At 54.7% G+C, this 14,479-nt stretch carries 12 protein-coding genes and 1 tRNA gene; 5 read left to right on the top strand and 8 right to left on the bottom strand.

Annotated elements, in window-relative coordinates:
• Window positions 1–8: 8 nt before the first annotated feature.
• Entirely contained in the window at window positions 9–809 is an 801-nt protein-coding gene (purC, locus tag GRI36_RS11420) for a phosphoribosylaminoimidazolesuccinocarboxamide synthase (protein ID WP_160598565.1), read from the bottom strand.
• 146 nt (window positions 810–955) lie between these two features.
• Window positions 956–2,272, bottom strand: coding sequence for a cation:proton antiporter (locus GRI36_RS11415; RefSeq protein WP_160598564.1), 1,317 nt, complete (start codon window positions 2,270–2,272; stop codon window positions 956–958).
• Between the two features lie 80 nt (window positions 2,273–2,352).
• On the opposite strand from GRI36_RS11415, the gene GRI36_RS11410 reads away from it, so the two are divergent.
• The 3 genes from GRI36_RS11410 to GRI36_RS11400 all read left to right on the top strand — a co-directional run bounded on the left by GRI36_RS11410 (window position 2,353) and on the right by GRI36_RS11400 (window position 5,050).
• On the top strand, window positions 2,353–3,291 hold the full coding sequence (locus GRI36_RS11410) for a phosphoenolpyruvate carboxykinase (ATP) (protein ID WP_160598563.1): 939 nt from the start codon (window positions 2,353–2,355) through the stop codon (window positions 3,289–3,291).
• 67 nt (window positions 3,292–3,358) lie between these two features.
• Entirely contained in the window at window positions 3,359–4,114 is a 756-nt protein-coding gene (locus GRI36_RS11405; protein ID WP_160599212.1) for an enoyl-CoA hydratase/isomerase family protein, read from the top strand.
• Between the two features lie 48 nt (window positions 4,115–4,162).
• A complete protein-coding gene (locus GRI36_RS11400; protein WP_202392165.1) occupies window positions 4,163–5,050 on the top strand; it encodes an SDR family oxidoreductase in 888 nt (295 codons plus the stop codon).
• A 91-nt stretch (window positions 5,051–5,141) separates the two neighbouring features.
• Here the strand turns inward: GRI36_RS11400 and GRI36_RS11395 are convergent, their stop codons facing one another.
• The gene (locus tag GRI36_RS11395) at window positions 5,142–7,571 is read right to left on the bottom strand and encodes a TonB-dependent receptor (protein ID WP_160598562.1); all 2,430 of its coding nucleotides are present in this window, start codon (window positions 7,569–7,571) and stop codon (window positions 5,142–5,144) included.
• Window positions 7,572–7,649: 78 nt separating this feature from the next.
• Between GRI36_RS11395 and GRI36_RS11390 the strand changes: the two genes are divergently transcribed.
• Complete coding sequence (locus tag GRI36_RS11390; RefSeq protein WP_160598561.1) at window positions 7,650–9,209, top strand: tetratricopeptide repeat-containing sulfotransferase family protein; 1,560 nt, start codon at window positions 7,650–7,652, stop codon at window positions 9,207–9,209.
• 36 nt (window positions 9,210–9,245) lie between these two features.
• Here the strand turns inward: GRI36_RS11390 and GRI36_RS11385 are convergent.
• From GRI36_RS11385 to infA, 5 genes are all read right to left on the bottom strand, one after another.
• Window positions 9,246–9,321: transfer RNA gene (locus tag GRI36_RS11385), tRNA-Phe, on the bottom strand.
• Window positions 9,322–9,403: 82 nt separating this feature from the next.
• Window positions 9,404–9,592: a DNA gyrase inhibitor YacG gene (locus GRI36_RS11380; protein WP_160598560.1), complete on the bottom strand. Its 189-nt coding sequence runs from the start codon at window positions 9,590–9,592 to the stop codon at window positions 9,404–9,406.
• Window positions 9,589–10,560, bottom strand: coding sequence for an Rne/Rng family ribonuclease (locus GRI36_RS11375; RefSeq protein ID WP_160598559.1), 972 nt, complete (start codon window positions 10,558–10,560; stop codon window positions 9,589–9,591). The genes GRI36_RS11380 and GRI36_RS11375 overlap by 4 nt, the downstream gene beginning before the upstream one ends.
• A complete protein-coding gene (locus GRI36_RS11370; protein ID WP_160598558.1) occupies window positions 10,553–11,128 on the bottom strand; it encodes a Maf family protein in 576 nt (191 codons plus the stop codon). Before GRI36_RS11370 ends, GRI36_RS11375 begins: the two co-directional genes overlap by 8 nt.
• 12 nt (window positions 11,129–11,140) lie before the next feature.
• On the bottom strand, window positions 11,141–11,401 hold the full coding sequence (gene infA / locus GRI36_RS11365) for a translation initiation factor IF-1 (RefSeq protein ID WP_160598557.1): 261 nt from the start codon (window positions 11,399–11,401) through the stop codon (window positions 11,141–11,143).
• Window positions 11,402–11,579: 178 nt separating this feature from the next.
• Between infA and GRI36_RS11360 the strand changes: the two genes are divergently transcribed.
• Entirely contained in the window at window positions 11,580–14,465 is a 2,886-nt protein-coding gene (locus GRI36_RS11360; RefSeq protein WP_160598556.1) for a TonB-dependent receptor plug domain-containing protein, read from the top strand.
• Window positions 14,466–14,479 lie beyond the last annotated feature (14 nt).

Below are 14,479 nucleotides of genomic sequence, written 5' to 3'. Positions count from 1 at the left end.
AAAAAAGCCTATTTTTTCGGTTTCGTCCCGCGTAATTTGCCGCGGTGGGCGCTCAAATCGAAGACTTCGCCGGGGCTGTTATCTTCGTTACCCAGCAGCCCAAGCCGCCGTGCGACTTCTTGATAGGCTTCTTCCTCACCGCCCAAATCGCGGCGGAAGCGATCTTTATCCAGCTTCTCGTTCGTGGTCATGTCCCACAGGCGGCAGCCATCCGGACTTATTTCATCAGCCAGAATAATTCGGCTGAAATCGCCATCATACAGCCTGCCGAATTCTAGTTTGAAATCGATCAGGCGGATGTTGATCGCCGCAAACATTCCGCACAGGAAATCGTTCACGCGGATCGCCATGCTGGAAATGTCCTGCATTTCCTCTTGGCTTGCCCAATTGAAGCATGCGATGTGCTCTTCGCCAACAAGCGGATCGCCGAGCGCATCATCCTTGTAGCAATATTCGATCAGCGTATGCGGCAGTGCTACACCTTCCTCAAGGCCGAGACGTTTGCAGATTGAACCTGCTGCAACATTACGCACGATCACTTCGATCGGAACAATCTCGACCTGACGGACAAGCTGTTCGCGCATATTGAGGCGGCGAATGAAGTGGGTCGGGATGCCGATATGACTGAGGCGGGTGAAGACATATTCGCTGATGCGATTATTGATTACACCTTTGCCGTTGATGGTGCCTTTTTTCTGCGCGTTGAACGCCGTTGCATCGTCTTTGAAATACTGAATGATCGTGCCCGGTTCTGGACCTTCATACAGGATTTTGGCCTTGCCTTCGTAAATCTGACGGCGACGGGTCATGCGCGGCTTCCTTCAAATGGCCTGATTAAGGTCGGCCGGTCCTGAAAATCAGTACCTAAAAACGGCGCCCCGGCTGGCGAAACCAAATGCTTCGCAGGGGCCGGGGCGTGAGAATCGCTATTACTGACAAATCGCGCCGAGCGCAATCAGGCAGCAGGGGGAGTGGGATCATCGCCAATTCGCGGTTCAACCGCTGGTGCGTGCTTGGCTTTCAAACTGTCGATCAGCTTGCCAAGTGTGGCACGTTGGACAAGCACCGAAAATAGGACAGCGGCAAAGGTCGCGGCGAGAAGTAGTTCCCGCGTTGGGCCGGCAGGAAGCGATAGGGCAAGCGCTATCGAGATGCCGCCTCGCAGGCCGCCCCACCACAACACGCGTCCTGCCCCGTTGTCGCTTAAGCGCGCTGCTGGAATGATCTTGATCGCGCTCCCGACAGCAATACCGCGGGCGGCTAGGGTAATGATAATGGCAGCAAGCCCCATAATGATGTGATCTGTGCCTGGAACTAGCGCAATAAGCTCCAAGCCGATAAGCAGGAAAAGCACAGAATTAAGCAGCTCGTCGACCAGCTCCCAGAATTTGATGACGTAGTCGCGGGTCACGTCGCTCATTGCGAAGCTGACCCCGTGATTGCCAATCAACAGTCCTGCAACCGCCATCGCCAACGGACCGGAAATGTGCAGCTGAGTGCAAAGCGCATAGCCTCCCATAACAATCGCCAGCGTAATCAGCACTTCGAGCGTATATTCATCCATGCTGGCGAGCGCCCTGTAACCAATATAGCCGAAGACGAGACCGACCAGCACGCCGCCGCCAGCCTCGAAAACGAATAATATTGCACCTTTTGATAGGGAGAAATCCGCGCCGGTTACCGCTGCGCCAAGCAGGATGGTGAACACCACAATGCCGACACCATCGTTAAACAGGCTTTCGCCGGCAACCGCCGATTGAAGTGAAGCGGGGACCTTCTCTTCCTTGAGTACGCCCAGCACAGAGACCGGATCGGTCGGTGAAATCAACGCGCCGAACACGAAGTACCAGATCGGTGCAATATCGACACCAAGCAGTAACCCTACACCCCAAGTCGCTCCGCCGATCAGCAAAGTCGAGATTATCACTCCGACGGTGGAGAGCAGCAGCACTGGCAGCCATGCAACCTTCAGGCGGTCCAGATCGACATGCAGTGCGCCTGCAAACAGCAGAAAGCTGAGCATGCCTTGCAACAGCGTATCGGTGAAATTCATCTGTTCAAGCAAGCCAGCGACTTGGTCATCGAGAACCACGCCAGGAATGAATGCGTCCGCCACCATCAGTCCAAGCGCGGCCAAGGCACCCATAACGGTCAGTCCAATTACATGAGGTAGTTTGATGAAATGGTGATTCACATACCCCAGCACAGCCGAAGCAACGATCAGAATAGCTGCGATATCGAATGGTGAGAGAGCAGAAGAGGCTTGATGCATTCTGACCGCATAGCCCCGCAAATCCGGCAAGCCAACGATGATTGCTTGCCGTGCCGCGGTGCTTTCGCCATTGCTTGGCCATGACAGGCGCCGCAATAGTTGGGAGTGAAAAGTGGTTCGGCTACCGGCATTCTGGTGTGCTGATTGCTTCCGGCTTTGAAGTTCCGGAATGGCTCGGTTTTGCCGAAACATTTGGCGATGAAGCTACCGATATAAAGATTGAGATTGGCACTGCTGGATTGGAACCAATCCCTTCAGATCAGCATGGTGTCTACGATGGCGGTTGTATGACTTTCTCAGAGCCACTGGCAGGCCGCTGGTCGATCTGCGATGGCAAGAAGATCATTGTCGAACCAATAAGCGTGGAGCGAATGACCGAGGCGCGGCTTTATACTTTGGGCAGTGCGTGGGGTGCGCTGGGCTATCAGCGGGGTTGGGCCATGCTGCATGGCAGCGCGGTTCAGATCGGCGCGAAAACTGCCTTGTTTGCCGGTGAGGCTAATCAGGGCAAGTCCACCATTGCAGCGGCGCTGACACGCGCCGGTGCGCGGCTGTTGTCAGATGATCTCAGCCGCGTCCGACCGCCCAGCGGCAATGATGGCACTCAGCTGTGGCCATCTGGCGCACGGCTGAAACTTTGGGAAGAAGCGCTGAACCATTTCGGTTTGCAGCACAGCGAGTTGGTTCAAGACCATTTTCGTGATCAGAAGTTCCATCTGGCAGTCGATCAGGGGCCAATCGACGCAGCGCCGGTTCCTCTATCGGCGGTTTTTGTGCTTGAATGGCGGGACACGATTGCGGTCGAGCGGCTGCGCGGGTCAGAGGCGGTGAGGGCGCTTGCCGATGCGACAATGTACCGCAAAGAATATCTCGAATTGATGGGCAAATTGGGCGAACAAGTGGTGCATTGCGCGCGGATCGCCGCGCAGGTGCCGATTTATCGTGTTACCCGGCCAAGAGACTTCATGCTTCTGGATGAAGTGTGTGATCGGGTATCCCTAAGCCTTTCAGATCTTTAGGCCCGATAGACGATATGCGCCGGTGAGCAAATAAGGATTGAAAGTGATCGGAATTGAAGAAAAGCGATTGAAGATCAGATTTGAGCGCAATGGGCCGGTAGGCGCAATCGTGATTGACCGTGCTGAGCGGCGCAACGCAATTACGCTGGCAATGTGGCAGGCTATACCTGATCTGCTGAGCCAGGCATCGAGCGAACGCGGACTGAAAGTGCTGGTGGTTCGGTCTGCGGAAGATGGCAGCTTCAGTGCTGGCGCAGATATTGGCGAAATGATCGCGAATAAGGATGACGCGGTGTGGCGGGCCGCCAATCAAGCTGCGATCAATGTTGCGCAGCACCGGCTAGCGCGTTTTACCTTGCCGACCATCGCGTTTGTCGGCGGAGACTGCATTGGTGGCGGCTGCGCCCTTGCGCTGGCGTGCGATATCCGTGTTGCGACACCAAATGCGCGCTTCGGGATTACACCCGCTAAATTGGGGCTCGTTTACCCGTTCCATGACATCAAATTGCTTGTCGATTTGGTCGGGCCTGGTCAAGCTAAGCGACTGCTGTTTACGGGAGAATTTGTCGATGCAATGGAAGCGCGCGATATCGGCTTGATCGAAATTATCGCTAGCTCGCCAGACGCACTGGAGCGGGTGATTGCTCAGACTTCGGCCAATTCCAACACAGCAATGAAACAAATGGTTCGCCGGGTTTTAGATGGTCAACACGATGACGATGCCGAGACATTACAGATGTTTGCGGCTGCTTTTGAAGGTTCTGACTTCGCTGAGGGCAGCACCGCCTTTGCAGAAAAGCGCCGTCCTCAATTTGAAGGCTGAGGCCTAAGACAAACTTGAAGGAGAGAGACAATCGACATTTCCAAATTGATGTACCGCGACAGCCTGCTGACTGGTGAGCGCATTCTGGTGACAGGTGGCGGAACCGGATTGGGCCGCGAAATGACCGAGGCCTTTTTGAAGCTCGGTGCGACCGTGTACATTTGCGGACGGCGACAAAAAAAGTTGGATGAAACCGCGTCCGAATTGATGGCGGAACATGGCGGCAAAGTTGTCGGGATTGGCTGCGATATCCGCGATGCCGATGCGATCCATACGATGGTCGATACCATTTGGGCCGATGGCGGGGCGCTAACTGGCGTGGTCAACAATGCGGCGGGAAATTTCATTAGCCGGACAGAAGATTTGTCGGTCAACGGATTCAACGCAATCTCGGATATCGTCTTTCGCGGAACGTTCTATCTAACGCTCGATATTGGCAAACGGCTGATCAAAGAAGGCAAACGTGCTAGCTTCCTCTCGATCCTGACAACTTGGGTATGGAACGGTGGGCCATTCGTTGTCCCCTCTGCCATGTCGAAATCGGCTATAAACACAATGACTCAAAGCCTTGCGGTTGAATGGGGCCGCTATGGCTTGCGCTTTAACGCGATTGCACCAGGGCTATTCCCGACTGACGGGATGAGCGCAAGGCTTTCTCCCGGTTCGCAGGAAAGCGGTAGCGGCGGTAATTCCAACGGCCGGATGAACCCGATGGGGCGTCACGGTGAAATGCACGAATTGGCCAATTTGGCGGTGTTCTTGATGGGGCCGGGCGCCGAATGGGTAAACGGGCAAACCATCGCAATCGACGGCGCAGGTTATCAAGCCAACAGCGGCAATTTTTATCAAACACTCAGCCCATTGGGCGATGCCGAATGGGACCAGATGCGCGCGATGATTAAAAACACCAATGCCAAGGATAAGGCGGATAGATAAGGCCGTTCGGGCTTGATGGCGTCAGGTCAAAGATAAGGGGCGAAAAGCGCAAGCCTTCCGCCCCTTCCTCTGTTCAGAAAATTACAGTTACTTAGAACTTGCGGCTTACCCGCACGCCCATCTGGCGTGGCGGCGAAACGAATGTTCCGAATGTCCTCGCAAATACAGGATCACCATTGATGTCGGACACGGATTGGTCGAATAATGGTGTTCCGCGCACGCCTGTTTCACCGAATGTGTTGAACGCATTGTTGACGTAAGCAGTCACCGACCAATCGCCATCGCTCAAATTCACCTGGAAATTATGGGTGTCGAAGCCGGGCAGAACCAGCGCACCGGCCCGGTTGCCAGTCCGCGTGAGGACATTGCTGTGGATTGTCATTCCATAGCTGAATGTCAGGTCCCAATTATCGCTCACAGGCAGTTCGTAATCAGCAAAGAAACTGCCCTGATGCTTTGGTGAACCGGGCAAACGGTCGCCGGCTTGGCCGTCAACCGGTGTTGTACCGAAGCCGGGTGGGGTCAACAGATTGAGCAGCGAAGGCGAAAGATCGGTCAGCTGCGCATCGGTATAGCTGTAAGTTCCACGAAGATTGAGTGCATCGGTAACCTGCCATGAACCGAAGACCTCAAAGCCTTTCGATTCAGCACCTGCGCCGTTTATTGTGATTGGTGAAGAGCCGTTGATTGTTGCCGAAGCTACCTGCGGACCCTTCCAATCGATGTAATAGAATGCGCCGTTCAAGGTCAGCTTGCGGTCCAGCCACTGAGTCTTGAAGCCAAGTTCATAGTTCGTGGTTTTGTCAGCGGTGTATTCCAACTCATTGGGAAGGCCGCAAATATTCTGAACTTGCCCGGAATTGGGATCGCATGGGTCAAGTCCGTTGGAATTGCCAATGCGGAAGCCCTGACTGACTGTGGCATACATCAGGACGTCGGACGTAAATTCATAAGAGGTGTTGAATTTGAACAGGAACCCGTCATCCTTCTGGTTGGCGGGAGTAAAGTTCAAGATCAACTGGTCCTGCGGATCGCCCAGGAAGACAGTGTTGAATAGCGGCAAATCGACCGCAGACTCAGTCTTCAGATCATAATTGTAATACCGTCCACCAACAGTCACCTGCCAAGCGTAGGACAGCTGGTAAGACAGCTCACCAAACCCTGCGTATTCGGTCAGGTCAGAATTGAACGGAGCGATATATTCAATCGAGTCTGGGCGCAGTTGAACGCCACCAAATTCGTCAACCGCAAATTGGTCATAACCGGGCGTAAATTCTGTGCTGAGCGCTCTGACTTTAGCGTTGTTGTAGAAGCCCCCGACAATGAAGCTGAAGGGACCGTCGATGTTTGAAACTAGCCGCGCTTCTTGTGTAAAAATCTCAGTCTTGTCGCGCTCTTCGGTGATGGCTGTGAAGTTCGGGAATTGCTCGTAGCTATATTCGAGCGAGATCAACAAATCGGTCTGATCGCGGTTGCCCAGTTCATCGTGGCGGCTGTAGCCGGTCGCGGAAACGAGTGAGGCGAAACCAAGGTCCAACTCTGCTTCGAGCGAAACAAGCTGGGTCTTGCGGCGGTTGGGTTCTTTGACGCGCAAGGCGTTTTCATATTTGCCGATTTCGACCGGGAAGTTGGACAGGCGGCTCTGGGAGAATTGACGTCCCTCGGTCTCGGCATTCTGGAAATAATAGGTCAGCGTTGCGTCAAACGCGCTCGATGGGCTGAACCGCAGTGCAGCGCGAGCCGAAACCGTGTCATCGGTGTTCAGGTCCTTTGATGGCTTAAAGTTGCCTGCGTTGGCGATGTCATCCGGATTGACGGTGCCGATGCCGGTCACAATGTAGGGGTAGTCGATGAATCCGCGATCATTTGCGTAATCGATTGACCCGCGGAAGGCGAGGCTATCCGAAAGCGGCACATTGAGCGTGATGCCTGTGTCGGTGCTGATACCGCTGCCCGAGCTGTACGTATACAGGTCAGCGCGCACTTCGCCGCCAATGGCATCGAATTTCGGCTTCGTCGGGATATAGCGGATCGCGCCGCCCAGCGTGCCTGCGCCGTACAAGGTGCCTTGCGGACCGAGGAGGAATTCGACCCGCTCCATGTCGTTCAGACGCAGATCGACGTATAAAGGAATGTCACCGACATAAGTCGCAACCGCACCACCGCCGTTGTTGTTGCCGTCAAACGAACCCAGCCCAGTCGCGTTGAGGCCGCGGAAAACAATCGGAGTGCCTGAACGTGTACCTTGATCAAGAATATAAACGCCGGGCACCGTAGCGGCCACTTCACGTATATTGTCGAGGCCGCGCGCTTCCAGCTCAGCACCTCCGACAGCGGAGATATTGATCGGCACATCCTGCACGGTACCTTCGCGCCGTGTCGCAGTGACGATGATGATGTTCTCGTCTTTCGCTTCTGCAGCCTCATCAGCGGGAGCAGCCTGTTGAGCCTGCGCTGCAAACGGGATAGTGCTCGCGGCAACGAACAGCATGGTCTTAAGCGTTGTCTTGCGACCGATCATATTTTTTGTCCTTTTTGTCGGGTTACACTTTGCAGAAATATCCGTCATCATCAGCTTCGCAATTGGAAAAATGCTGCAATGCAAAATGACTGGCTTAGTGATGCAAAACAGCAACTCCTTTCGGGGCGCCTTGAACAAGCCTACACTCTGGCTTTGGAGCAATTGTCTGAGGTCCGCGAGGATGGAAATGCGTGGGGAATAATGTCGTTAGTTGCGCTTGAAGGCGGCAACCACACCAAATCTCTGGAATTGTCCTCCAAGGCACTATCTTTCGGAACCAAATCTGCACTGGTAATCGCTGGTAGGGGGCGGGCTTTGCTTGAAACCGGGCGGCAAAATGAAGCTCGAAAGCTCGCGGCATCGGTGGAGTTGGATCAATGCGAGACTGCGCTCGAAGCGGACACAGTCGGTGTAATTTTGGCCAGAACGGGATTGCACAAATGTGCCGCCGAGTTTTTCAGCAAGGCGGTTGAGCTCGATAATGACAAACCGCAATTTCATTATAATCTGGCAACCTCTCTCCAATTCAATGGCGATCTGGATGGAGCTAAGGCGGCTTACCGAACCTTACTAAACCTCGATCCGGCATTTCACCGTGCGCGGCTGGCTTTGGTCCAATTGGAGCAATCGTGCGAACATGATCTTCGCACGATTGAGCAATTGTTCGATTCTTGTGGATCCGAAACTGACAGCGCGCTGCAACTCGGACACGCAGCGGCAAAAATATGCGAAGCGGCGAAAGACCATGCCGGGACAATCAATTGGTTGCTCAAGGCGAAAGCGCCTAAGCTCAAAGAAATCAGCCATGACCGTGCATGGACAGAACAGATTTTCGAAGCAGCCAGTAAGGGACCAACTACAGTTGGGATGAATACCGCAGCTACCCACTACCACAGCCCGCTGTTCATCGTCGGAATGCCGCGCAGCGGCACTACTTTGGTGGAGCGGATAATCTCAAGCCACAGTGCTGCCGCAACTGCTGGTGAGCTGCCCGATCTGGCATTATTGGTAAAGCGTAGCACCGGCACTTCAGGCAAACATACGCTGGCTGCCGAAGTGCTCTTGAGCAATTATAATACAGGGCAGGTCGGCGAAGAATATCTCTCGCGAACCGCCTCCCTGGCAGGCAACGCCAAATTGTTGATCGACAAAATGCCGTTCAATTTCTTCTTTGCGCGGCATATTCTGGATAGCCTGCCGGAGGCAAAGATTGTGATGGTTCGCAGAGATCCCCGTGATGTTGTGTTCGCCAATTTCCGACAATTGTTTGCGACCGATTTTGGCTATTACAATTACGCCTATGATTTGTCCGACACAGCGCATTTCGTGGCGCAATTCGAGAAATTGGCTGACCAATGGCACTCGATTTTTCCCGCAGATCGCTTTCACGAAGTTCATTACGAGGATTTAATTGCGGATCAGGAGCGCGAGAGCCGCCGGTTGATCGCGTTCACAGGTTTGGAGTGGGAAGAGCAATGCCTCCAATTTCACCGCAACGCGGCGCCGGTTGCCACAGCCAGTTCTATTCAGGTTAGATCGCCGATCCATGCTCGCTCGATAGGCCAATGGCGAAAATATGGCGCGTATGGAGACATGGTTGATCAGCGCTTGCAGGAATTCGGTATTACACCGGATTAATTCCGCTGCGGTAATCGCTGATCAGGGGGGAACCAATGGTGCCCGAGGGCGGATTCGAACCACCGACACCACGATTTTCAATCGTGTGCTCTACCAACTGAGCTACTCGGGCACTGAACGGTGTCGCTCCAGAGAGCGAGCCGGACATTGGAAGCGCGCCTATGGCGAAGCTTGGCGCGCTTGGCAAGGGGTATTCAGTCTTGTTTTTCCCAGTCTTCGCTCGCGCTCTCTTCAGGCGACGCGGGGCGGCCTGGTACAGCATATCCATCATTGAACCATTGGTTCAGATCGCGGTCGCGGCAACCGCGTGAACAGAACGGATAATATTCTTCCGAACGTGGCTTGCGGCAAATCGGGCAGGTCTTTGTCTTGGCAGTGATCATATGGGTACCGCCTGCGCGAAGCTGCCGCCGAGCGCAAGACCAGCCGACAGCTCTATCCGCACTTCACGGCCGGTACGGCGGGATAATTCCTCTAGCCATTCGGGCTTCAACTTCTTCTGCAGGGCGGGGTGAATAGTCAGCAATAATGCGCCAGGCTCGGCGATCATCTGTGCCTGACGGAGCAATTGGCGCGCCAATATTGCGGTGCGAGCATGCGTTGCCCGGTGGAGAAGCGAAGGGCGCTGAAGCCGCGAAATGATTTGAACAAAGCCGAAGCCGTTCATCGCGGTGCGCTCATGCGACCATTCGCCCAAAGCTTCTGCCAGAGCAGCGTCTACTGCCTTGCGATCTGACTTTTGTTCCAAGGTTGGAAAATCAATCCCGACCATGCCGCCGATGTCGAACCGGCGCAACGTATCGGCGATCGGGCCTGATGCCGCGAGCGCCAACTCGCATGGCGGCAAAGTCCCATCGATGTCGATTATTATCATTGCTGGTGTCGCTGCCAGAAGTAGCGAACCGCCCTTGAAATGGATTTCACCAGAGAGCGCATCGGACAGCAATTCATCCCAATCACTTTCAGGAAACTGGTGGACGATTCTTGCGCAATGACCCTCTTGCTCAAGCGACATCAAAATATCCGGTGTCGTTGGTGATCTATCGGATGGTCTTGCTTGAGCCAACTTTAGGCGACCGCGTTCGCCAATCGCTGATCTCTTGATTTCCACCCGCAATAGAGCGCCTTCAGCTGCATCTTTAGGCAAACGGTCGAGCAAAATCTGGCTGCCTGAAGGCAGTTCGCCCTTCCCACGTGAACTTCCGCTGCTGCGCGATATTAGTTTTGCATCGATTACCTGTCCGGCGACCAGTTCGCCGTCCCATTGGGTGCGTGCGGCAATTATTCGGTCATTTTCGATTGCGATCGCGCGGTCCTCGCCGATGCCGCGTTCAACCAGCCAATCAGCCAATGGGAAAACCTGCCGATTTCAGCAATGCGCGGGTTTCAAACAGGGGCAAACCCATGACAGAGGAATGACTGCCTTGAATGGCGCTGATTAAACCCTCTGCAGCGCCCTGAATGGCGTAGCCGCCAGCTTTGCCCTCCCATTCGCCACCAGCAAGATAGGCGGCAATTTCGTCTTCAGACAGGCGCTTGAATTTAACGATTGTCTCGTTGAGCTTCTCGCGCAGAGTGCCGTCAGGAGATAACAGAGCAATCGAAGACAGGACTCGGTGTCGCCGACCCGAAAGCAATTCGAGACATCTGCGCGCTGTCGCTTCGTCCTCAGCCTTGGGCAGAATTCGCCGCCCGACAGCGACAACCGTGTCACCCGCCAACACAAACCCATCTTTCGTTGCTGCTGCCAAAGCTTTCTCGCGGCCGATGCGCTGGGCATAGACACGCGGAGTTTCGTCAGCGAGTGGGGTCTCATCGATATCAGCTGGCGCAATGCGCGCAGGTTCAACCCCGAGCCGCGCTAGCAATTCGCGCCGCCTCGGGCTAGCCGATGCCAATATAAGAGAAGGCGCGGTCATTGCCGCACCCAATTATGACGGGCCGGGGCCACCGGGGCCAGGGCCACCGCGACCAGGCATAAAGCGGTATGTGATCCGCGCCTTGGTAAGGTCATAGGGTGTCAATTCGCACAGCACTTCATCGCCAACTAGCACACGAATGCGGTTCTTACGCATCTTACCGGCGGTATGGCCGAGAACTTCGTGCCCGTTTTCGAGCTCCACCCGGAACATCGCGTTTGGCAGCAGTTCAACCACCTTGCCGCGCATTTCGAGGAGTTCTTCTTTTGCCATATTTATCAGTTTTCCATGCAGTTCGTCGATAAGTGTTGCGCGCCCATAGCCCCAGCCGGGATAAAAAGAAAGCCTCGTGCGTATTGCCTGCGAGTTCTGTCGACGGCTCGCAAAGTGCGACAGTTTGTTACCCGAATGATAGTTGCGCTATTTGACCAATACGGAAAAGGCTTTTGCCATGATCGCTTCGAGATTGCTTCATTCCTGCGCGCTTATCGCGCTGGTTGCGCCTTCGCTGACTTACGCCCAAGATTCAGGCTCCGAAGGAGGCTTGGATATCGACATTGGTAGTGAAGCGCCTCCTCCCGAGCAGCGAATGGACGAGCCCGAAGAATTCATGGAAATGGGCGATATTTTGGTTCTGGGTGAGAGGCTGCGTTCGCAAGTTGATACAGAACAGGCTCCCACCCTCGTGCTCAATGAGGAAGATATCGCCGCATATGGGGCCAATTCGATTGCCGATCTGGTTGCCGCTATTGAACCGCAAACCAGTTCCTCTCGGGGGCGTGGGGGCGGTCGGCCGGTTTTTCTGGTGAATGGCGTGCGAATAGGCAGTTTCCGCGAATTCAGATCATACCCGCCAGAAGCAATCGAAAAAGTTGAAGTTTTACCAGAAGAGACCGCGCAAAAATTCGGTTTTTCGGCGGATCGGCGCGTGGTCAATTTTATTCTGAAAGATAATTTTTCAGCGATTACGGTTGCTGGCGAATATGAGCAGCCTGATCGGGGTGGTTACTCAGTAACCGAACAGGAAGCGACCTTGCTAAAAATCACTAAAGCAGGGCGTATCAACTTTAATGTGCAAGCTAGTGATGTGTCGCTGCTGACGGAGGCGGAGCGCAATATCGACCAAGCGACAACTAGCGTTTTAGGGCTCGCTACCGACCCTGACCCGGCTGGTTTCCGGAGCCTGATAGCCGACACGGCGAGGTTTCAGGCCGATGCCAATTTTGCCACGGCTTTTATCGACAGTGGCACTTCAATAAGCTTGAACGGAACATTTGTACGTAACGATTCTCGCAGCTTGGCAGGCATCGACAGTGTCGTTCTCACTGATCCGAATTTGAGCAGCGTTCTGCGCACCTTCAACGAAGAGAACCCACTGGAGCGGCGCACGCGTACCGATACATTTTCGTCGTCAGGAAGCATGAACCAGCCACTGGGCGATTTCATTCTGACTGTTACCGCAGACGGAAGCGTATCCGATTCCCGCACGGAAATTGACCGGCGCGCCGATACTCGCCAATTGGTAATTGATGCGGCAGCGGGTGATTTGGCAATTGATGGCGCATTGCCAGACTTCGCTGATGCGGGCTTCGACATTGCCAACCAAAAAACCTATTCCGCTAGTTCGAAGGCCACTGTGCGCGGATCGCCGTTTTACGTGCCCGCCGGCGATGTGAACGCTACGTTCGATCTCGGTTATGACTGGACCAGAATTGAGAGCAATGACACTCGTTCTGGCACTGCTGTGCAACTCAAGCGAGGCGACTTATCTGGCGGGTTCAATATTGCCATTCCAATTACCAGCACACGCGATGATGTGCTGGCCGCATTTGGTAGCATAACTCTAAACGGGCAAGCTGGCTTTAACAATTACTCCGATTTCGGCACGCTTTACCGTTGGAGCGGTGGGGTCAATTGGTCTCCGGCGGACAGCCTTGATTTGCAAGCGACTTTTGTGTGGCGCGAAGTCCCGCCATCGTTGAACCAACTGGGTAGCCCGCTGGTGACAAACTTTAACGTCACGACTTTTGACTTGGCCACGGGCGATACGGCGCTTGTTGACGTAACCAGTGGCGGTAATCTGGCGCTTAAGGCAGAAACCCAGTCAGATTGGACCTTCTCAGCCAATTGGGAAATTATAGACAATGCGCGGTTCCAGGCGTCCTATTCGCGCATCAAGTCTGACGATGTGTCCTCATCCTTCCCGTTCCTGACGCCGGAGATTGAGGCGGCATTCCCCGACCGGGTAACTCGTGATGCGGCAGGCAAGCTGACAGCACTTGATTTGCGCCCGATAGATTATTTTCAAACCAGAACCGAGCGACTTTCGTTTGGGCTTAATCTCAATGGCACAATCGGCAAAGCGCCCGAGGAATCAGGCCCGCCCCCTGGTGTGGGTCGTGGTCGTCCTGCGGGTGCAGGCGGACCGCCTGCTGGAGCTGCTACTGCCAGCGAGAGCGGGGGTGCTGAAGGCGCGGGAGAGCGTCACGGCGGAAGAGGTGGCTTCGGTGGTCAGATGACGGCCGAGCAACGCGAGCAATTTGCCGCGTTCCGCAGCCGCTTATGTCAAGATGATGGCGAAGACTTTCTGACCCGCCTTGCAGAAGCGGTCGCACGCGGTGAAACGCTAGAAGAGTTACCCGATCTCGATCCGGCCCAAGCTCAGCGGATGTTGTCTCGCTTCACGGCTGAGGATGGAACCGTGGACAAGGAGCGGGTTGCCCAGTTCCGGAGCAGGGTTTGTAGCATTGAAACGGGTTCCGATGGCCCACCTGCACAGGCATCCGCAAGCGGCGGGCGCCCAAGCGGCGCCCGTGAAGGCGGACGGCGCGGTGGTGGCAGCTTTGGCGGCGGCGATGGGCGTGCGCGCTATTTCTTCAATCTGACCCATAATGTGGAATTGAAACGCGAAATTCTGATTGCACCAAATGGTCCCCGACTTGATTTGCTCGATGGAGATTCGCTCAGCACAACCGGCACGCCAACGCACACTTCGCGGCTCGAAGCCGGTTTGTTCAAGGGTGGCTTTGGTACGCGATTATCCGGTAGTTACACGGGCTCAGCGCGGATTGACGGGGGCGGGGCACTGAATGGCACGGCGCTTTCAATCGATGATCTTGCAACGTTTGACATCCGGTTGTTCGCCGATCTGGGCACAGTTCTGAAAAAAGAAGAAGGCTTTTTGAAAGGCCTACGAGTTGCCTTCAGAGTCGACAATGTGTTCGATAGACGCCGGATCATACGCGATGAAAACGGCGATATACCGCTCAGCTATCAGCCGTTGTTACTCGACCCGACGGGCCGATACATTGGCATCGATCTGCGCAAGCAGTTCTAACGGCGCTTTGGCCC

Origin of the sequence: Pontixanthobacter gangjinensis (genome assembly GCF_009827545.1) — a bacterium.
Classification (GTDB): Bacteria; Pseudomonadota; Alphaproteobacteria; order Sphingomonadales; family Sphingomonadaceae; genus Pontixanthobacter; species Pontixanthobacter gangjinensis.
Note: the sequence above shows the minus strand (reverse complement) of the source record. Positions and strands in the feature narration are given on the sequence as shown.